18 protein-coding genes are annotated in these 18,388 nt (G+C 72.6%); 11 read left to right on the forward strand and 7 right to left on the reverse strand.

Features of this window, described 5'->3' with window-relative positions:
* Nucleotides 1–83: 83 nt before the first annotated feature.
* From AB0C19_RS18720 to AB0C19_RS18730, 3 genes are all read left to right on the forward strand, one after another.
* Nucleotides 84–503: a YbaB/EbfC family nucleoid-associated protein gene (locus AB0C19_RS18720; protein WP_266302641.1), complete on the forward strand. Its 420-nt coding sequence runs from the start codon at nt 84–86 to the stop codon at nt 501–503.
* Nucleotides 500–1,408 carry an SseB family protein gene (locus tag AB0C19_RS18725; protein WP_357186705.1) on the forward strand — a complete coding sequence of 303 codons (909 nt, stop codon included), beginning with the start codon at nt 500–502 and terminating at the stop codon, nt 1,406–1,408. Before AB0C19_RS18720 ends, AB0C19_RS18725 begins: the two co-directional genes overlap by 4 nt.
* Nucleotides 1,409–1,714: 306 nt before the next feature.
* Nucleotides 1,715–1,906, forward strand: coding sequence for a DUF5703 family protein (locus AB0C19_RS18730; RefSeq protein ID WP_013734349.1), 192 nt, complete (start codon nt 1,715–1,717; stop codon nt 1,904–1,906).
* A gap of 51 nt (nt 1,907–1,957) precedes the next feature.
* Here the strand turns inward: AB0C19_RS18730 and AB0C19_RS18735 are convergent, their stop codons facing one another.
* Both AB0C19_RS18735 and AB0C19_RS18740 read right to left on the reverse strand, forming a co-directional pair.
* On the reverse strand, nt 1,958–2,620 hold the full coding sequence (locus AB0C19_RS18735; protein ID WP_091408864.1) for a hypothetical protein: 663 nt from the start codon (nt 2,618–2,620) through the stop codon (nt 1,958–1,960).
* A 58-nt stretch (nt 2,621–2,678) separates the two neighbouring features.
* On the reverse strand, nt 2,679–4,007 hold the full coding sequence (locus AB0C19_RS18740) for a M20/M25/M40 family metallo-hydrolase (RefSeq protein WP_357186709.1): 1,329 nt from the start codon (nt 4,005–4,007) through the stop codon (nt 2,679–2,681).
* Between the two features lie 148 nt (nt 4,008–4,155).
* Here AB0C19_RS18740 and AB0C19_RS18745 point away from each other — a divergent pair, with 148 nt between their 5' ends.
* The 3 genes from AB0C19_RS18745 (at nt 4,156) to AB0C19_RS18755 (ending at nt 6,137) form a co-directional block, all read left to right on the forward strand.
* Nucleotides 4,156–4,767, forward strand: coding sequence for a hemerythrin domain-containing protein (locus AB0C19_RS18745; RefSeq protein ID WP_357186712.1), 612 nt, complete (start codon nt 4,156–4,158; stop codon nt 4,765–4,767).
* 83 nt (nt 4,768–4,850) lie between these two features.
* On the forward strand, nt 4,851–5,831 hold the full coding sequence (locus AB0C19_RS18750; RefSeq protein ID WP_357186715.1) for a LysR family transcriptional regulator: 981 nt from the start codon (nt 4,851–4,853) through the stop codon (nt 5,829–5,831).
* A 60-nt stretch (nt 5,832–5,891) separates the two neighbouring features.
* A complete protein-coding gene (locus AB0C19_RS18755; protein WP_238646958.1) occupies nt 5,892–6,137 on the forward strand; it encodes a hypothetical protein in 246 nt (81 codons plus the stop codon).
* A gap of 58 nt (nt 6,138–6,195) precedes the next feature.
* Here the strand turns inward: AB0C19_RS18755 and AB0C19_RS18760 are convergent, their stop codons facing one another.
* From AB0C19_RS18760 to AB0C19_RS18770, 3 genes are read right to left on the reverse strand one after another with little or no spacing between them, the layout of a single operon-like run.
* Entirely contained in the window at nt 6,196–6,546 is a 351-nt protein-coding gene (locus AB0C19_RS18760; protein WP_091408434.1) for a DUF3140 domain-containing protein, read from the reverse strand.
* Entirely contained in the window at nt 6,546–6,758 is a 213-nt protein-coding gene (locus AB0C19_RS18765; protein ID WP_238685865.1) for a hypothetical protein, read from the reverse strand. Before AB0C19_RS18765 ends, AB0C19_RS18760 begins: the two co-directional genes overlap by 1 nt.
* Entirely contained in the window at nt 6,755–9,313 is a 2,559-nt protein-coding gene (locus AB0C19_RS18770) for an ATP-dependent Clp protease ATP-binding subunit (protein ID WP_355007897.1), read from the reverse strand. Before AB0C19_RS18770 ends, AB0C19_RS18765 begins: the two co-directional genes overlap by 4 nt.
* 140 nt (nt 9,314–9,453) lie before the next feature.
* On the opposite strand from AB0C19_RS18770, the gene AB0C19_RS18775 reads away from it, so the two are divergent.
* The 5 genes from AB0C19_RS18775 (at nt 9,454) to AB0C19_RS18795 (ending at nt 14,666) form a co-directional block, all read left to right on the forward strand.
* Nucleotides 9,454–9,846, forward strand: coding sequence for a hypothetical protein (locus tag AB0C19_RS18775; protein WP_210818727.1), 393 nt, complete (start codon nt 9,454–9,456; stop codon nt 9,844–9,846).
* A gap of 152 nt (nt 9,847–9,998) precedes the next feature.
* Nucleotides 9,999–10,259 (forward strand): hypothetical protein, encoded by a 261-nt coding sequence (locus tag AB0C19_RS18780; RefSeq protein ID WP_030490934.1) that lies wholly within the window; start codon nt 9,999–10,001, stop codon nt 10,257–10,259.
* 6 nt (nt 10,260–10,265) lie between these two features.
* A complete protein-coding gene (locus AB0C19_RS18785) occupies nt 10,266–11,339 on the forward strand; it encodes a hypothetical protein (protein ID WP_357186722.1) in 1,074 nt (357 codons plus the stop codon).
* Nucleotides 11,332–14,007 (forward strand): FtsK/SpoIIIE domain-containing protein, encoded by a 2,676-nt coding sequence (locus AB0C19_RS18790; protein ID WP_357186725.1) that lies wholly within the window; start codon nt 11,332–11,334, stop codon nt 14,005–14,007. The genes AB0C19_RS18785 and AB0C19_RS18790 overlap by 8 nt, the downstream gene beginning before the upstream one ends.
* A complete protein-coding gene (locus tag AB0C19_RS18795; protein WP_357186728.1) occupies nt 14,004–14,666 on the forward strand; it encodes a hypothetical protein in 663 nt (220 codons plus the stop codon). The genes AB0C19_RS18790 and AB0C19_RS18795 overlap by 4 nt, the downstream gene beginning before the upstream one ends.
* A 91-nt stretch (nt 14,667–14,757) precedes the next feature.
* Here the strand turns inward: AB0C19_RS18795 and fxsT are convergent, their stop codons facing one another.
* Complete coding sequence (fxsT, locus tag AB0C19_RS18800; protein WP_357186731.1) at nt 14,758–16,977, reverse strand: FxSxx-COOH system tetratricopeptide repeat protein; 2,220 nt, start codon at nt 16,975–16,977, stop codon at nt 14,758–14,760.
* A 131-nt stretch (nt 16,978–17,108) separates the two neighbouring features.
* Complete coding sequence (locus tag AB0C19_RS18805) at nt 17,109–18,386, reverse strand: cupin domain-containing protein (protein WP_357186734.1); 1,278 nt, start codon at nt 18,384–18,386, stop codon at nt 17,109–17,111.
* Nucleotides 18,387–18,388 lie beyond the last annotated feature (2 nt).

Here is an 18,388-nt window from a genome sequence, read left to right on the forward strand (position 1 = left end):
CCCCCATGAGTCGAGCGCACCGACGATACGATCTCCCGGCCGCCGGGCACCACCCGGCCGCACCATCCACGGGGAGGGATCTCATGACGGACCCGACGTCCGCGTTCGACGCGCTCGCCGGGCGGATCGCCGACATCGAGCGCCGGTTCGCGGGCCTCCGCGACGACCTGGCCGAGCTGTCCGGCACCGCTGTCGACGAGAGCGGGCTGGTCTCGGCGACCGTCGACGCCACCGGCGCGCTGACCGGCCTCACCCTCGCGCCCGCCGCCCTGCGCGTCGGCACGGAGGGGGTGGCCGAGCTGGTGCTCGACGCGTACCGGCGGGCTCGGGAGGTCGCCTCCGGGCACGTCGACGAGCACACCGAGGGGTTGGACGTCGCGCTCGGCGCGGGGCTCGGCGACCTGTTCGGCACGCCGGGGGACTTCTCGGCGCTGGGCCGGCTGGAGGAGACCGTGGCCCGGCTCGGGCGGCTGGACGACCGCCTGCCGGGCGCACCGGCGTGACGTCGCCGTCGCCGACCTGGCCGGAGATCGCCGCTCGACTGCGGGACACCGTCGCCCGCTGCGACCGGGACACCGACCTGGAGCTCTCCACCGGCCCACGCGGGATCCGGCTGCTGGTGCGCCGCCGGGTGGTGCGGGTGATCTGCCCCGGCCACGACGAGGCACGCCTGGCCGCGCTCGGCTGGCACCGCCCGACCGGTGACGAGGGCTGGTGGTACGAGACGGAGCGCACTCCGGAGCAGGTGCAGCGGCTCAGTGTGTTCGTGACCCGTACCGCCGCCGAGGTCTTGACCGACGAGCCGGGAACGCTCTCCTGCCGGGCGCTGCCGCCAGCCGCGCGCCCCGGCCCGGCGGCGTCGCCAGCCGCTCAACCTGGCCCCACGGTGCCGGCCGCGCGGCCCAGAACGACCGTGCCGGCCACTCAGCCTGAACCAGCGGTGCCGGCCACTCAGCCTGAACCAGCGGTGCCGGCCACTCAGCCTGGACCAGCGGTGCCGGCCACGCGACCTGGATCGGCGTCCGCCGTTGACGCGGAGCCGGCGGTGGTGGCGGTGCTCGCGGCCGCCGTCGGCCGGCGCGACCTGCCCGGCTACCTCGGAGCGCTGGCCGGCACCACTGTGTGCGTCCCCCTGGCCGGGGAACCGACACCGGACGCCGACTTCCCGTGGACGGTGGTCGGCGACGCGACCGGCGCGCCGCTGCTGCCGGTCTTCACCTCGCCGGGGGCGCTCGCCGCGTTCAGCGGGGACGGGGTGCCGTTCGTCGCGCTGCCCTGCGCGGAGCTGTTCGAGGACTGGCCGGACCCGTCCTGGGGGCTGGCGGTCGACCCGGGCAGCGCCCGAGCGGTCGCCCTGGCCGCCCCGGCCCTCGCCGCCCTGCTGACGGCCAACGCCCCCGCGGGCTGACTTCGCGCCAAGGCGGGGCGACGACGAAACGCACGGCACCGCACCGCACCGCACCGCCTCGCCGATCATGGAGTTGTGGTGGGCGACAAGGTCGCCGCAACAGGGCCAAATCAGGCACCAAGACTCCATGATCGACCCGACCGGGGCCGGCATCTTCAGGATTTGCCCTCCCACCTGGGGCACCTCGGCGACCGAACCGCAAGATCGGCGCGACGGGGCACGGGGCGGCACGAACCGCCCGCGGTGGCGTCGTTGGTCACTCCGGAGGGGGTGGCGAACGGCCGCTGGGCTGGGCAGCATGGAGGCATGGACTACGAGTACGCGCCACTGCGGCTGCCGCCGAACGTCGACCGGTTGACCGCCGCGGCGCAGTTGGCGATCCAGGCGGAGTTCTCCGGATGGGAGTTGGCCCGGGTGCGGCTGTACCGGGACGGCACGCGGCAGGTGGTGCTGCGTCGTCGGAGGGTCAACCAGCCGCAGCCGGGTCTGTCGTACTGACGACCGGGCGGTGCCGCCCGAGGCCGGAGTCGGCCTCGGGCGGCACCCGGCCTAGTGCTGGTGCCCGGCGTGGTCGTGGTCGTCGTCGAGCTCCAGGAACGGGTGCTCGTCGAGCCGACCGACCAGCCGGTCGTCGGCAGCCGGCTGGAACGGGCCAACCGCGTCGTCGTCGTCGAACGACTCCAGGTCGACCGGGGTGCCCACCTCGCTGACCATCACCACCCCGTCGAGCGGCTCCAACTCGGGGACGTCCAACGCGCCGAGCGAGCCGTCACCACTTTGCAGCAGCTCCAGCACCGCCTCGCCCACGCCCTCCACCGGCGCCGGCTCGTCGTCCTCCGGGGTGCCCTCGCGGCGGGCCGCCTCGGCCACCCGCAGCAGCGCGGCGACGCTCGGCACCCGGTAGTCACGACGCTGACGCACCGAGATCACCCTGGGGTGCGGGTCGCTGGCCTCCGCGCCCTCGCCGCCGCCGAAACGCTCGTCGGCCTCGTCCGGGTCGATCGAGTCGACATCCCACGGCGTCACCTCGCCGAAGGCGTCGAGCAGTCGCTCGTCGTACGCGAAGGAGGCGTTGTTCAACGCCACGTACGCCTGCCAGACGTCGTCGTCGTCGACGCGGCCCTGCGCGGCGCGTACGGCAGCCAGGTGGTGGCGGGCCGCTTCGATCACCCGCTCGAGAGCGGCGTCCAGCTCACCATGCTGGTCGGTCATGTGGGGCAGTCCCTTCACGTTGGGGAGATTGCGCGCCGGCGGCCACCGCCGGACACGACTAGCAGGTGCGGAGGAACCGGTCGAGAACCCGCACGCCGAACTGTAGTCCGTCCACCGGAACGCGCTCGTCGATGCCGTGGAACAACGCCGAGAAGTTCAGGTCGGCGGGCAGCCGCAGCGGGGCGAACCCGAAGCAGCGGATGCCGAGCTGCGAGAACGCCTTGGCGTCGGTGCCGCCGGAGAGCATGTACGGGACCGGCCGCGCCCCCGGGTCCTCCGCGCGCAGGGCCGCCGACATGGCCTCGACCAGGTCACCGTCGAAGGTGGTCTCCAGCGCCGGCTGCCGCTGGACGTACTCGATCGCGATGTCCGGGCCGACCAGCTCGCGCAGCTGCCGCTCCAGCAGCTCGGACTGCCCGGGCAGGCTGCGGCAGTCGATGGTGGCGGTGGCCCGGCCGGGGATGACGTTGTCCTTGTAGCCGGCGCTCAACCGGGTCGGGTTGGCGGTGTTGCGGATGGTCGCGCCGATGATGTTGGCGATGGGACCGAGCTTCGCGATGGCCGTCTCCGGGTCGTCCGGGTCCAACTCGATGCCGAGCAGGTCGGAGACCTCGGTCAGGAAGGCCCGCACGGTGTCGGTGACGACCACTGGGAAGCGGTGCCGGCCGATCCGGGCGACCGCCTCGGCGAGCGCGGTGACGGCGTTGTCGTCGTGCATCATCGAGCCGTGCCCGGGGCGGCCCTTGGCGTGCAGCCGCAGCCAGTCGATGCCCTTCTCGGCGGTCTCGATGAGGTAGAGCCGCTGGTTGTCGTTTACCGAGTAGGAGAAGCCGCCGACCTCGCCGATCGCCTCGGTGCAGCCGTCGAAGAGGCCTCGGTGGTTGTCCACCAGGAAGCGCGCCCCGTAGTCGCTGCCCGCCTCCTCGTCTGCGGTGTACGCGAGCACGATGTCGCGCGGGGGGCGTACGCCGGTGCGCTGCCAGTGCCGGACCACGGCGAGCACCATCGCGTCGAAGTCCTTCATGTCGATGGCGCCCCGGCCCCAGAGGTAGCCGTCGCGCAGCTCGCCGGAGAACGGGCCCACCGACCACTCGTCGGCGTCGGCGGGCACGACGTCCAGGTGGCCGTGCACCAGCAGCGCGCCCCGGCTCTGGTCGGTGCCCGGGATGCGGGCCACCACGTTCGCCCGGCCCGGGGCGGACTCGTGCAGGACGGACTCCACGCCCACCTCGGCGAGCTTCTCCGCCACGTACTCGGCCGCGCGGCGCTCGCCGACGCTGGTGTCGTTGTCACCGGTGTTGGTGGTGTCGATGCGCAGCAGGTCGCGGCAGAGGTCCACGACCTCTGCGGTGGGGTCGGGCAGGGCGGAGGCGGCATCGCTCGTCATCGCCTCTTCATACCAGCCCGTGCCGCTCGACAGGCCGGCGCGGGTGGACGCATCGACGGGTCGGTTTCGCGTTGGTCGCGTTCGGGTACCGCCGCCCACGACCGAACGTCCCTGCCGGAGCTTCCGCCCGCCAGTCGAGGAGGGCACCATGTCCGCTGTTCCCCTGCCGCCGCTGCCGCCCGCGCCCGCACCCGAGGAGGGTTACCGACCCGCCGGTCGCAGCATCGCCGACATCGTCGACCGGGAGCACCGGCAACTGCTGGCGCTGCTGGACCAGCTCTCCGGCCCGGCGACCACTCCGCAGGAGGGGTTGGCGGTGCTCACCGCCGCGCTGTCGCGGCACCTGTCCGCCGAGGAGCAGTACCTGCTGCCGGCGGTCCGCGCGGCGCTGCCGGCGGCCACCGAGCGGGTGGACGCGGAGATCAACGCCGACGCGGCTCTGCTGAGCGCTCTGAAGGGGCTGACGGACGAGGCGCTGACCGCTGTCGCCGAGCGGGTCCGCCGGCATGTCGACGGGGTGGGCGCGCTGGTCACCGAGCTGCGCGCTGTCGCGACCGAGGAGGAGCTGATCCGGCTGGGCAACCGGTTGGAGATCGCAGAGGAGGCCGCGCCGACGCGACCGCACCCGGGCACGCCGGCCACCCCTCCGTGGAACCGGATCGTGGAGCCGGCGGTCGGGGTGGTGGACAAGGTCCTCGACGCGGTGACCCGGCGGCCGACGTACCTGGCGGACCTGCCGGAGCCCCCGCGCGACCGGTGACCGGCGACCGCCGGCAATGCATTCATTATCACCGATCCGCTTGGGCTATTCCGCCAGCAGACGCGTAGTCCTACCGTCACCCTATGAACCTGGAGCTGCGTCACCTGCGGGTGGTCTGCGCGATCGCGGAGACGGGAAGTGTGACGAAGGCGGCCTCGGCGCTCGGCCTGGCCCAGCCGGCGCTCACCGCCCAGCTCCAACGCATCGAACGGACGCTGGGCGGCCCGCTGTTCGACCGGGACCGGCGCGGGGCTCGACCTACCGCGCTCGGTGAGCTGGTGCTGGCCCGCGCCCGGGTGCTGCTGCCGGCGATGAAGGGGCTGCAGGACGAGGCGGCCCGGCTGGCCGGGGCGGGCGACACGCCGCCGTGCTACCGGTTCGGTGGGGTGAACAGCCCGATCCTGGGTCGGCTGGTGCACCGGTTGGCGGCCGAGCAGCCGCCCGCCCAGATCACCACGTACGCGTCCTGGTCGGTGGACGAGTTGGCGCAGTTGGTGGCCGGCGGTCGGCTGGACTTCGCGCTGGCCGGCGTGTGCGGCGACGCCAGTCCGTCGGCCGGGTTCGGGTTGAGCTGGCAGGAGGTGGCCGTCGACCCGGTGCTGGTGCTGCTGCCGGAGACCCATCCTCTCGCGGCGCAGGACGAGGTCCGCCTGGCCGACCTGCGCCACGAGCAGTGGGTCGCCGCGCCGGGTGACGGCTGCTTCGCCGACTGCTTCGCCGCCGCGTGTGCCCGCGCCGGCTTCACGCCCAGGAAGGTGTACGAGACCGACATCCGCGGCTGCGTCGACCTGGTGGAGGCCGGCGTGGCGGTGGCCCTGTGCCAGGCGACGTTCCGCCCGGTGAGCGGTCTGGTCACCCGTCAACTCGCCGGGACGCCGCTGCGCTGGCGGCTGCTGCTCGGCTGGCATCCGGACTCTCCCGCAGCCCAGGGCGCGGAGCTGGTGCTGGGAACGGCCAAGGCGGCCTACGTCGACTCGTTGGCGCCGCACCCGGCGTACCTGGCCTGGCTGCCCCGCAACCCGGGCTTCGGCGTCCGGCACCCCACCGGGGTACGGCCGGGCTGAGCTGCCGGTATTCCCGGCCGCTGGCGGTGCGAACCGCCGTGGGCCGGGTATCTGGCGGACATGACCGACCTCTACCCGCCCGCCGACGACCGCGAACTGCTGCGCCAGGCTGCTGCCGCGCACACCGCCGCCACCCGCGAGGTGGAGGCGTTCCTGCGCCGCCTGCCGACGGTGCCTGACCCGGCCGACGTGACCGAGTACGCGAACCTGCTCACCCGGGAGGACCAGACCCGGGGCGACCGGGACGCCGCCGCCGACGCGGCGGGTCTGACCATCGCCAGTCTGGAGCCCGACCAGGGCCAGTAGCGCGCCGCGACGGTGCCGTCCCGGGTTCGGGACGGCACCGTCGCGGGTCTAACCTCGCTCAGCGTTCGACGAGCGGGTCGTGACCCAGGTCCAGCAGGGAGTGCCGCCAGCTGTCATCGGCGTTGCCGCGCGACGGCTTGGCGTCCATCAGCTCGCGGATCCGCTCGACCGCCTCCCGCATCACCTCGATGTCCTCCGGGGTGAGGTCCACCTTGCGCTTGTTGAGCACCTTGAGGATCTCCCGGCCGGGCTGGGGCAGGTCGAGGTTCGGGTTGGGGCTGAACGACTCCTCCCCCGAACCCCTGGTCAGCAGCCAGGTCCGCAGTTGCTCCGACGGGACGTTGACCTCGGCGTGAAAGTCCTCCCAGAGCACTTCCACCTCGGGGTCGAGCCGCGCTTCGCGTACCATCAGGTCTCCTCTCCGGGCGGCGGCCCGGACGTCTCCGGGTCGTCCTGGTCGGTCTTCGGATGCAGGCCCTCCGCGGGCACCCGCGTGCGGCGGGGGTTCGCGGTGGGCGGCGCCAGGATCGGGTCGGGATGGTCGTCCTCGTCCCGGGGTTTCGCGGACTCCGCGTGCTGGTGCGGGTCCTCGTGTTCGTCCCTTCGCGCCGGCCCGCTCATCGCGGGTGTGTGGTCGTGGCGGCGGTGTACCCCCGCTCGCCCGCGGTCACGTCGAAGGTGAGCGCGCCGTCGCGGACGTCCACAGTGACCTTCTGCCCCGGCGAGATCGCCGACTCCAGCAGCATCCGGGACAGGTGGTTGTCCACCTCGCGCTGGATCACCCGGCGCAGCGGGCGGGCACCGAACTCCGGCTGGTAGCCGTGCTCGGCGAGCCAGTCGATGCCGGCGGTGGTGAACTCCACCTGGAGGTCCTGGGCGTGCATCCGACGGCGGGTCTCCTCCAGCAGCAGCGCTGTGATGTCGCGCAGCTGCTCGGCCTCCAGCCGGCGGAAGATGATGACCTCGTCGATGCGGTTGAGGAACTCCGGGCGGAAGTTCTCCTGCAGGCGGCGCATGAGCCGCTCCCGCAGCTCGTTGCTCTCCTGCTCGCTGCCCACGTCCCCGGTGCCGAAGCCGACCGAGCGCTGGGCGCCGGTGATCAGCTCGGAGCCGAGGTTGCTCGTCATGATCAGGACGGTGTTCTTGAAGTTCACGGTACGACCCTGGCTGTCGGTGAGCCGGCCGTCGTCGAGCACCTGGAGCAGGATGTTGAACACGTCCGGGTGGGCCTTCTCGATCTCGTCGAGCAGCACCACCGCGTACGGGCGGCGACGCACCGCCTCGGTGAGCTGACCCGCCTCCTCGTAGCCGACGTATCCGGGCGGCGCGCCGACCAGCCGGCTGACAGTGTGCCGCTCCTGGAACTCGCTCATGTCCACCCGGACCATCCGGTCCGCCTCGCCGAACAACGCCTCGGCGAGGGCCCGCGCCAACTCGGTCTTGCCGACTCCGGTCGGGCCGAGGAACAGGAAGCTGCCCATCGGCCGCTCCGGGTCGGCCAGCCCGGCCCGGGAACGACGCACGGCCTCGGCGACGGCGGTGACCGCGTCGTCCTGACCGACCACCTTCTGGTGCAGGTGACCCTCCAGGCGCAGCAGCCGGTCGCGTTCCTCCTCGGTGAGCTGGCTGACCGGGATGCCGGTGGCCCGGGAGACCACCTCGGCGATCTCCTTGGGGCCCACCTCGGGCACCTGGGATCCGGACGAGCCGTCCTCGCCGTTCGCGCGTCGGATGTCCTCCTCCAGCTCGGAGATCCGGTCACGCAGCGCGGAGGCCCGCTCGTACTGCTCGTCGGTGACGGCCTGCTCCTTGTCCCGGCGTACCTCGTCGAGTTCCTGCTCCAGCTCGCGCACGTCGGACGCGGGGGTGCGGGTGCGCAGCCGCACCCGGGCGCCGGCCTGGTCGATGAGGTCGATGGCCTTGTCCGGCAGGAACCGGTCGGTGACGTACCGGTCGGACAGCTCAGCCGCCGAGACCAGCGCCTCGTCGGTGAAGCGCACCTGGTGGTGGGCCTCGTACCGGTCGCGCAACCCGCGCAGGATGGCGATGGTGTCGTCGACGCTGGGCTCGGGCACCAGCACCGGCTGGAAGCGCCGGGCCAGGGCGGCGTCCTTCTCGATGCTCTTGCGGTACTCGTCCAGCGTCGTCGCGCCGATCACCCGCAGCTCACCGCGGGCGAGGGCGGGCTTGAGCATGTTGGACGCGTCCATCCCACCCTCGCTGCCGGCGCCACCGGCCCCGACCAGGGTGTGGATCTCGTCCATGAAGATGATCAGCTCGTCCCGGTGCGCGCGGATCTCGTCGATCACCTTCTTCAGCCGTTCCTCGAAGTCGCCCCGGTAGCGGGTGCCGGCGACCAGGCCGGCCAGGTCGAGCTGGACGACCCGCTTGCCGAGCAGGGTCTGCGGTACGTCGCCGTCGCAGATCCGTTCGGCCAGCCCCTCGACGATGGCGGTCTTGCCGACGCCGGCCTCGCCGATCAGCACCGGGTTGTTCTTGGTCCGCCGGGACAGGATCTCCACGGCCTGCTCGATCTCGTCGGCCCGCCCGATCACCGGGTCGATCTGGTCGTTGCGGGCCAGGTCGGTGAGGTCCTGCCCGTACTGGTCCAGGGTGGGGGTGCCGCGGTCCGGCTTCGGCCCGGTCATCGGCCCACGCTCGGCGTTGGCGGCCTGCAACGACTCGGGTTGGATCCGGCCGGCGGCCAGCATCCGCCCGGCCGGCGACTCCGGGTTGAGCGGCAGCGCCATCAGGATGTGCTCGGGGCCGATGTAGTTGGCGCCCATCGCCCGGGACAGCTGATGGGCGTCGAGCAGCGCCCGCTTGGCGGCGGGGGTCAACGACAGGTTGGGCGGCACCTCCCCGCGCGGCGCGCCGTCGCCCTTTCCGCCGAGGGCGTTGAGCAGGGTGTCCGGGTCGGCACCGGCCCGGCGTACCAGGTCACGCAGCGGTTCGCGTTGCAGCGCCGCCCAGAGCAGGTGGTCGGTGTCCAGGTCGCTGCTCTGCCGTTGCGCGGCCCGCCGGGCCGCGTCGGCGAGCATCTCCCGGGCGTCGGCCGTCATCAGTCGGGTGATGTCGACCCGGTGCGGCGGTCGGCGCCCTCCCTCGCCCCGGCCGAAGTACCTGGCCAGGAATTCGTCCCACGGGTCGGAGCCGATGTCACCGGGTCCCATCATGTCTGTCCTCCGCAGTAGGGCTCGGCACGGTCGGCAGGGGCTACCCGGCGCGCGCCCCGACAAACGCCGCAGGTGGCGGAGGACCGGCATTCCGGGAGTGGCGTCGGGTCAGGGCCGGGCGATGGTGGCAGGCTGACGGGATGGATGAGACCCCGCTGCTGATCGTGGATGGCGCCAACGTGGTGGGCTCGCGCCCGAACGGGTGGTGGCGTGACCGTGCCGGTGCCGCTGCCCGGTTGCGCGACTCGCTCGCCCCGGTGGCGACCATCGGGTTGCCGGCCCGGCTGACCGCCCCGGTGGAGGTGGTCCTGGTGGTCGAGGGGGCCGCGCGGGACGTGCCGGGCACCGAGGGGGTCCGGGTGGTCTCCGCCGCCGGTTCCGGCGACGACACTGTGGTCGAGCTGGTGGAGGGCGCTCCGCGGCGTCGGCGGCTGGTGGTCACCGCCGATCGGGAGTTGCGCGGGCGGGTGACGGCGCTGGGCGCCGAGGTGTACGGCCCACGCTGGCTCCGCGAGAACCCGACCAACAACTGAGAAATTCTCGCACTGGGACTCCCACAGATCGGACTCCCGGCACTTCCGAGGGCCTTCCGGACAGGCGGGCAGGAACACCGACAGGGCGGATGTTCTTTCGGAACCGCCGATAGGCTCTAATGGAGATCTCCCCGCCCCCAGGAGGTTCCGCCGTGGCGAGCGTCGCCGAGCTGAAGGCTGCCATCGATGTCGCCCTCCAACAGATCGGAGACGGGCAGACAGCCGTGCAGGCGGCCGGCGAGAAACTCTCCGAGGCACAGCAGACCCTGGCCGGGGCCCTCGAGGGCAGTGGGCACGAGACGGTGGAGGCGGCCCAGGCGTCGCTGACCCAGGCCAGCCAGGAGCTGGAGGATTGTCTCGCCGCGACACTTGTCGCGGTGGAGCAGGCGCAGCTCTACGTCTCCACCCTGTAGGCCGCCATGTCCATCATCGAGGATGTCGGCGGGCAGGTCCGCGCCGCCACCGAGGAGTTCCCGGTGGCGCTGCTCGGGCAGGCGCTGGAGAAGTTCGGCCTGGCCGCGGAGCGGCTGCGCTGGGTACGACAGGAGTCGGCCAACCCGATGGGGGTGCCCGAGCTGTCCGCCGCCACCGAGCACGCCGAGAGCGCCGGCTACGCGCTGCGGGTGGCCCAGGAGCAGCTGTCGGCCTACCTGACGGCGATCGGCCTCGGCGCGGACGGCGGCCCGGCGCCCCGCCCTGAGCAACGCGCGCCCCGACACGACACGCCACCGGCGTCCGGGCCCGCCGAGGTCGCGCCGGAGCCGGCCGAGCAGGTGCGCATGCGCCGCTGGTGGTCGGTGCGGGTGGCCGAGCTGACCGGCGGGCGCGAGGGCACCGACGACGAACCCGACGAGCGGGTGGACGACTCGCAGGAGTTGCTGCGCCGAGTGGTGGGCGGTGTTCGCTCCGGCGACCGGGACCGGCTCCGCAAGGAGCTGCGCCGGGCCCCGGCCGACGTGGGGCTGGGCATGGCGGCGCTGGCGCCGCCGCTGCTGCGCGAGCTGGCCGGCGAGCTGCTCGGGCACCCGCCGCGCGCCACTGACCTCGGGCGGCTGCGCGGCGAGTTGGACGGACGCGTCCGCGACCTGCTGCCCGGGTTGCCGCCGCCGGTGCTGGAGACGCTGTTGACCCGGGTGTGCCGGATGCCGCCGCCGCGCGCCTCCGGGGAGCCACCGCACGCCGCCGACTCCGCGGTGACCGCCGGGGTGGCGACCGGGCTGCTGCTCGCCCGCCTCGGCCGGGACCTGCCGACCGGCGGCGCGAGAGAACCGGCGGGCGCCAGAGAACCGGCCGGCGCGGGGCAACCGGCGCGGGCCGGGCAACCGGCGGGTGCGCAGCAATCGGGCGGGATCGGGCGACCGAGCGCGGTTCCCCGCGTCGGCGGTGCGGCCCAGCGGCCGGGCAGCGCCGCCGCGCAGCGCTCCGGTGGCCTGCCGCCGCGCTCGGGCAGCCCCTGGCGGGACGCGCCGACGCGTCGGGGCTCCGATGGCTGACCGGCGTGGTCAGCTGGCCAGCCGTGTCCGGGACACCCTCGCCGAGGCGTTGGGCGCCAGCCGTACCCGGCTGTCCGCCGCCCAGGCCGACCTGACCGCTGGGCGGGAACGACTGGCCCGGGTCCGGCGGGCGGCGGCCGCCGTACCGGCGCGGGTGGGCGCCCAACGGGACCGCCGCATCGCCGAGATCGACGCCCGCTACTCCACCCGGATCGCCGAACTGGCCCGACGGGCCGCCGACGCGGCCCGGCAGGAGGCGCCCGGCTGCGCGGGCGCCGACTGGGCCGGGTGGGCGCCGACGCCCGCCCGCCGGGCCGAGCCGCCCGGCGCGCTGCGGGTCGGCACGGTCCGGATCGACGACGTCGATCCGGTGCCCGCGCTGGTGCCGCTGCTCGACGCCGGGCACGTCCACCTCTCCGGGGACGACCGCGCCGGCTGCGACGCGGTCGTGTCCGCGTTGCTGCTGCGAGCCGTCGGCCGCGCCGACCCCGGGGCGGTACGACTCATCGGGTACGACCCGGACCAACTCGGCGGCGGACTGGCCGGGTTCGCTCCGTTGGGCACGGCCGGGCTGCTCACCTTCGTCGGCCCGGGTGGGCTGGGCCCACTGCTGGATGACCTGGTGGAGCAGATCCGCCGGATCAACGAGACGGTCCTCGCCGGCGAGTACGCGTCGCTGCGCGAACTGGCGGCGGCGACCGGCCGACGACCCGAGCCGTGGCGGGTGGCGGTCCTTCTCGGCGGGGAGGAGCTGAACCGGCACGAGCGCGGGCAACTGGACCGGGTGGTGCGGGCCGGCGCCGCCTGCGGCGTACACCTGGTGGTGCACGGTGTGCCGTTGCCGGAGGATCCGACGGTGACCCGGGTGGTGGCCGGCGTGTCCGGCGCGCGGATCGGCGGCTCGGCCGGGCTGCCGGTCCGGCTGGACCCCCCGCCACCGGCGGCGCTGGTCACCGAGACCTGCCGGGACGTCGCCGCCCGGGTGAACGCGGGCCCGCCGCCGACCCCCTTCACCGACCTGCTGCCCCCGCCCGAGCTGATGTGGCGCGAGGACTCCGCCGACGGGCTGACCGCGCCGATCGGTGAGGGCCCGCAGGGCCGGCCGGTGCGGTTGACGCTCGGCGACTACCCACCGCACGCGCTGATCGGCGGGCCGTCCGGCACCGGCAAGACCAACCTGATCTTCGCGTGGATCGGCGCCCTCGCGTCCCGCTATTCCCCCGCCGAGCTGGAGTTCTACCTGCTGGACTTCAAGGAGGGGGTCTCCTTCGCGCGGTTCGCGCAGGGCCGACGCGACCCGAGTTGGCTGCCGCACATGCGGCTGGTCGGCATCAACGTCAACACCGACCGGGAGTTCGGGCTGGCGCTGTTGCGCTTCCTCACCGAGGAGTTACGGCGACGCGCCGACGCGGCCAAGAAACACGAGGTGACAAAGCTGGCCGAGCTGCGGGCGGTCGACCCGACCGGGCACTGGCCACGCATCGTCGCCGTGGTGGACGAGTTCCAGATGTTGCTGGCCGGCCGGGACGTGGTCGCCCGGGAGGCGGCCGACCTGCTGGAGGACCTGGCCCGACGCGGCCGCTCCCAGGGCATCCACCTGGTCCTCGCCTCGCAGGACGTGCGGGGCATCGAGGCGCTGTGGGGCCGCCCCGCGCTGGTCGCCCAGTTCACCCTGCGCATCGCGTTGCCCAAGGCGCTGCGCATCCTCGCCGAGCGCAACGACGCGGCGCAGTCGCTGCCGCGCTGGCACGCGGTGGTCAACGCCGAGTCGGGCATGGTGGAGGGCAACGAGGTGGCCCGCATCCCATCGGCCAGCGACTGGGAGACCTGGAGCGGGTTGCAGCACCGGCTGTGGCGGATGCGCGCCCCCGACGCGGCACCCGCCCGGCTCTTCGACGGCGACGCGATCCCCCGGCTGGCGGACGCCCCGGACTTCCGGGCGCTCGCCGTACCGCCGGATGGGACCGTGCCCCGCAACCCGGTGGCCCTGCTCGGCGAGATCATCGACGTGCAGTCCCGCTCGGCGTCACTGCGACTGCCGCGCGCCCCGGGCCGCAACCTCGCGGTGCTCGGCACCCGCGTCGACGAGGCGTGCGCGGTGCTCGACGCGGCGGCCCGGTCACTGGCCCGTCAGCACCCGCCGGGCACCGCCCGGTTCTCCATCGCCTGCCTCGACCCGGACGCCGACCCGATCGCCCGCGCCCTCTACGACGACCTGGCCGACGACGCCGCCTGGTACGACGAGGAAACCGTCGGCGAGCTGATGGCCGAGACGGCCGACGGGCTCAGCGGCCCGGGAAGCCCGCACTACCTGCTGCTGTTCGCTGTCGACGCGGCAGCGGGTGCGCTTGCCGCCCGCGCGGGCCGACGTACCGGCCTGGAGCAGCTGCGCCGGATCATGCACGACGGGCCGGAACGACGCACGCACGTGCTGGCCTGGTGGCGGGGTGTGGCCCGGATGCGCGCCGATCTCGGTGGGCCGGCCGCCCGTACCGACCAGATCGGCGCCTGGGTGGCCCTGGACGCACACGGCGGCGAGCTGGGCTCGTCGCTCTATCCGGGCACCGGCGGCCCGGACTGGTATCCCCGCCCCTGGCGGGGGCTCTTCTTCGACCGGGCGGTGCACCGCACCGGACAGGTGATCATCCCGTACGGACCGACACGATGAACGAACCGGTGACCAGTGAGACGTACGCGGCACAGTTGCGGCGGCTGGCCGACCTCAGCGCGCGGGTGCGCGAGCAGCGCGCCGAGGCGCACACCTGGCACGAGCGGCAGTGCGTTGCGGCCGAGCGGGCCGTCACCGACGCGGCCGAGCAGCTCCAGAGCGCCGAGGAGGAGCTGGTCGCCGCCCGTGAGCAGCAGGAACGGGTCGACGCCGAGGTGGCCCACCTGTGGCAGCAGGTCCGCTCGCGCCTCGGTGCCCGCCGTCTCGGTGGCCCGCCCGCCCCGGCGAACGGCGTCGGGGCCAGCGACCCGGTGCTGCTGCTCGCCAAGGCCCGGGACCTGCTCGACCGGGCCGGCCAGCCGGGCGAGCTGCCGGGCTCGGTCAACCCGCTGCTGGCGCTCTGCGGGGTGGCCGGCGGTGTGCTGGCGTACGCGCTGGGCGCCGGCGCCCGCGCGCTCGGCGTCGGGTACGGCGGGGACCTGGCGGTCGGACTACCGGTGCTGGCGCTGGTGGTGACGCTGCTCGGGCCGTTGGTCGGCCTGGTGCCGGCCCGGGTGCTGGCCGACCGCCGACACGCGGTGCTCGGCCCCCGACCGATCACTGTGGTCCTCGGCGCCGGTCTGCTGACCACCGTGCTGCTGCTGATCCTCGGCCGCTGACCCGACGAACGGCCCCGAGTGGCCGAAGTCGACGACCGGACGTGGCGCTCGTTGCGCTAGACAGCACTAGCTAGGCACCGGCATTGCCGGCTCATCCCTGTTTGGACGAGTCCGGCGAAAGGCTCTGAGCCAAGGCCAGGGTTTCGGGATGGTCTGTGCCCAACACCCGCTTGCGACGTTGAAGGGTGTCCTCGTCAAGAGCGCGCGCCTCCTGGAGACTCCCCTCCCGGCGAAGGATTTCAGCGAGGATGGCCGCCGCCTGCAGAGTGCTGCGATGGTCGGGACCAAGCCTGCGTCTGAGTTCGGCAAGGGATAGGCGACCAGACGTCCGCGCCTCGTCCATTTCTCCGAGATTCGCGAGGTCGAGAGCGAGTTGGACCTTGGTAATCAGAGTGTCCGGATGATCGTGACCAAGCACGACTTCCCGGCGGTCCAGAATCTGGCGGTGCAGAGACGCCGCAGCTTCGTGTTCACCAAGCTCGGACATTCGATTAGCCAGGTTGTTGGCGGAAAGCAGAGTCTTGGGATCATCGTCACCGAAGACCCGCCGCAGGCGAGTGAGAGTGTCGTGGTTCAGCTGCCGTGCGTCCTGGTATCTCCCGAGGTCGGCCATGGCCCTGGCGCAGTTGCCAGCCGACGACAAGGTCTCCGGATCGTCCGGGCCGAGCAGACGCTGCAAGCGGTCAAGTGTGTCCGTCTCGATGCCCAACGCGTCGGGATGCGCAGGGGGAAGCGTCGCCGACTGACGCCGAGCTGCCCGCAAGACATCCAGATCGTCGCTGCCCAGCGATTGAGACCATCTCTCGCGAGCGGTCCGGGCGAGCTCATTCGCTGATGCGGCCTGTCCGGACAGCTCAAGGTACCGGGCGGCATCGAGAACGACACTCCGATAATCCTGGCTGCCCGCCTTGGCGGATTCGGGCGCCAGCCGTAAATGCAAGCCAACGTGAGCCGTCAAGATGGACCAGAGCGGCCAGAGGGTCAACTCAGCGGGGTCGCCGGATCGGTTCGCGGCGAGCAATTCACCGGCCAACTGCCACTGCCTGCTCCGCGCCCGTACGGTGAGCAGATCGCGCACGACTGCCGCCGTCGTGCGGTGCACCACGAGCGACCCCCCGTCCGAGTCGAGCCGCGCAAGGCCGAATTCCACCAGCCGTCCCACCGATGACCTCAGTTTGACGGGTGAGGCCTTGGCGAGGGCGCTTCGACTTCCCTCCTGCGGCGTATGCGTGAGCCAGGTGAAGGGAATCGGCTCTGGTCCCAGGAACGAACACAGATTCAGGATGCTGACCCCGACGGGGTCCTCAACGCTGAGCCGTTCGACGGAGAGCGCGACCACCGCAGCCAACGACAGTGGATATCCGACGGGCCTGCCGCGGTCCAGAATCTCGATCGCATGTGCTTCGACCGCATCGACGTACTCACTGGCACGCATGCCCGTTGCCACCATGAACCCCGCCGCTTGCGCTACCGCCAGGGGCAGATCGCCTACCGCATTCGCGACCCTGTCCGCGTCCGACGGGCTGATCCCGCTCAGCTGCGCCGTCAACAAGGACACTGACTCCGTCCGGGAAAATACATCCACTTGAATCAACACCCCTAGCTGATTCCAGAAGTTGGCTCGCGAGGTGATCAGCACTTGGCCAGGACCATCGGGAATTGCCGGTGAAGAGAGCTCAGATCCCGGCATGTTGTCGAGCACCACCAACCAGCCCCGGTGGTCACGCAGCCAGCCTCGAGCCTTCTCGGCAGCATTCTTGACCGGTGTGCCTTCGGTTGCTTCACCCACTTCGATAGCCAACGCCGCCAATTGTTCTGTTACGAGCGGAGGCTGTTCGGCAGCTATCCACCAAATCACAGAAAAGCGCCTTTTGAATCTGTGCGAATATTCGACTGCCACACTTGTCTTACCGGACCCACCTATGCCGTACAGACACACGACAGATGATTCGAGTCGCAGTTGAAGTTCATCCAACATTTGTTCTCGGCCGGTGAACAACGGATTCCGACTGGGCATACGACGCGGGCCCGGTTGCTCGGTTTCAGCGGTTACAACCGTCTTGGATCTCCGGCGCGGCCACAGCAACACCGCCTCGGACCCCACACACATGAGAGTTATGACGCCTAAGGTCAACCACGGATTCTGTCGTACCAGGTCAAGGACCCTGGGCCAACGCTGCTGGTCGGAAGCTGCGTTAGCTGCAAGGCCGCTCAGCGCAGCAAATATCGGAACACCGGCCACGACCCATCCGGCCGAGCGGCGACCATCAGAACCCATGGACGAATCCCTTCGCGGCACCGTCCCCCACATCCAACAGGACGTCGCGTCTGGTGTCACTGACCGTTCACCAGGTCCTCGGGTTGTGAAGCGCCCAGGGCAGGGTGTGCCCAGGGCAGGCGCCCACCCTCGATACGGCCGGCGCCCGCCCTCGATGCGGCCGGTCAGGCCGGGATCAGCACGGCCTCGCGGAGCAGTCGGCGGGCCAGGGTGACCCGGTCGGCGTCGTCGGGCAGGCCGGGCAGGTCACCGACCCGGGTGACAGTGCCGGTCAGCAGGGCGCGGGCTGCCGGCTCGCAGCTCGCCGGGAGGGTGATGGTGCGGTCGAAGAGCCGCAGCGCCACCGTGTCCGGGTCGTGCGGCACCAACTGCCAGCGCAGGCCGGGCCGCAGGGCGACCCGGGAGTCGGCGTCCAGGGTGGCCAGCGCGTCGGCCTGGGCGAGCGGTCGGATCGGCGCCGGGCGGGCCGCCGGCCAGGCCCGCTGCCGCAGACGCGCGGCGACAGTGCCCGGGTCGGCGCGCAGCAGCCAGTCCCGCAACGCCTCCACTGTCTCGGTCAGCTCCGGCTCGATGGCGTCCGGGTCGGCGACGTCGGTGCCGAACGGCAGGCTGGCCCGCAGCCGCTGGTCCTCGGCGGCCAGCGCCAACAACTCCTCGACCAGGGCGTAGCGGGTGAGCGCGCGGATACCCACTGTCAGGTGCAGCGAGCTGGCGTCCTGCGCCTGCGCGCTGTGCAGCCACCCCCGGGGCAGGTAGAGCGCGTCACCGGGGGCGAGCACCACGTCCAGCGCGGCCGGGCCCTGCGCTGTGGCACCGACCTCGTCGGCGCGCCCACCCCACTGCTGCTTCTCCAGCGGGTCGGGCAGCACCGGCGGGTGGATCCGCCAGTGCTTGCGGCCGTCGACCTGGAGCACGAACACGTCGTGGGTGTCGTAGTGGGTGGCGAAGCCCTGGCTGCCGGCAGGGGTCAGATAGGCGTTGATCTGCAACGGCTGGTTGAGCGCGAGGCCCAGGTCGCGGGCGAAGTCGACGAGCGGCGGCCAGATCCGGTGCAGTCCCTGCAACACCAGGGTCGCCCCGGACGCGTACTGCTCCAGAACCCGCTCGTCGAGCACCTGGTCGCCGATCTCGGCTCCCGCGCCGCCGCCGCCGGTCCAGCGCGACGCCGCAACCAACTGGCCGTCCTTGGCGACGCGCAGGAACGGGGTACGCAGGCCGCGCCGGCTCAGCAACTCGTCGGCGTCGACGGGGCTGAGCAGGTCGGTGAAGCCGGCCGGGTCGGGCAGTTCGGCGGCCCGGGACAGCAGCGGGGTGTGCCCCCAGTGCGCGGCGGCGAACTTGGCCGGTTCGACCGAGACGCAGCGGGCCAGCGCCGCGGTGGCCTCGGGAGACGGAACCGCCGGGCGGCCGTGGTGGCCGCCCGGCGGGTCGAGGTAGGTCATGG

The organism is Micromonospora sp. NPDC048842, assembly GCF_040649935.1.
In the GTDB taxonomy this organism is placed as follows: domain Bacteria; phylum Actinomycetota; class Actinomycetes; order Mycobacteriales; family Micromonosporaceae; genus Micromonospora; species Micromonospora hortensis.

Excerpts from the sequence above, each read along its gene's own strand:
- AB0C19_RS18795 (WP_357186728.1), top strand. The coding sequence starts at position 14,004 with ATGAACGAACCGGTGACCAGTGAGACGTACGCGGCACAGTTGCGGCGG.
- AB0C19_RS18770 (WP_355007897.1), bottom strand. The coding sequence starts at position 9,313 with ATGATGGGACCCGGTGACATCGGCTCCGACCCGTGGGACGAATTCCTG.
- AB0C19_RS18745 (WP_357186712.1), top strand. The coding sequence starts at position 4,156 with ATGTCCGCTGTTCCCCTGCCGCCGCTGCCGCCCGCGCCCGCACCCGAG.
- AB0C19_RS18735 (WP_091408864.1), bottom strand. The coding sequence starts at position 2,620 with ATGACCGACCAGCATGGTGAGCTGGACGCCGCTCTCGAGCGGGTGATC.
- AB0C19_RS18760 (WP_091408434.1), bottom strand. The coding sequence starts at position 6,546 with ATGGTACGCGAAGCGCGGCTCGACCCCGAGGTGGAAGTGCTCTGGGAG.
- fxsT (WP_357186731.1), bottom strand. The coding sequence starts at position 16,977 with ATGTGGGGGACGGTGCCGCGAAGGGATTCGTCCATGGGTTCTGATGGT.
- AB0C19_RS18775 (WP_210818727.1), top strand. The coding sequence starts at position 9,454 with ATGGATGAGACCCCGCTGCTGATCGTGGATGGCGCCAACGTGGTGGGC.
- AB0C19_RS18740 (WP_357186709.1), bottom strand. The coding sequence starts at position 4,007 with ATGACGAGCGATGCCGCCTCCGCCCTGCCCGACCCCACCGCAGAGGTC.
- AB0C19_RS18730 (WP_013734349.1), top strand. The coding sequence starts at position 1,715 with ATGGACTACGAGTACGCGCCACTGCGGCTGCCGCCGAACGTCGACCGG.
- AB0C19_RS18765 (WP_238685865.1), bottom strand. The coding sequence starts at position 6,758 with ATGAGCGGGCCGGCGCGAAGGGACGAACACGAGGACCCGCACCAGCAC.
- AB0C19_RS18720 (WP_266302641.1), top strand. The coding sequence starts at position 84 with ATGACGGACCCGACGTCCGCGTTCGACGCGCTCGCCGGGCGGATCGCC.
- AB0C19_RS18785 (WP_357186722.1), top strand. The coding sequence starts at position 10,266 with ATGTCCATCATCGAGGATGTCGGCGGGCAGGTCCGCGCCGCCACCGAG.
- AB0C19_RS18755 (WP_238646958.1), top strand. The coding sequence starts at position 5,892 with ATGACCGACCTCTACCCGCCCGCCGACGACCGCGAACTGCTGCGCCAG.
- AB0C19_RS18805 (WP_357186734.1), bottom strand. The coding sequence starts at position 18,386 with ATGACCTACCTCGACCCGCCGGGCGGCCACCACGGCCGCCCGGCGGTT.
- AB0C19_RS18790 (WP_357186725.1), top strand. The coding sequence starts at position 11,332 with ATGGCTGACCGGCGTGGTCAGCTGGCCAGCCGTGTCCGGGACACCCTC.
- AB0C19_RS18750 (WP_357186715.1), top strand. The coding sequence starts at position 4,851 with ATGAACCTGGAGCTGCGTCACCTGCGGGTGGTCTGCGCGATCGCGGAG.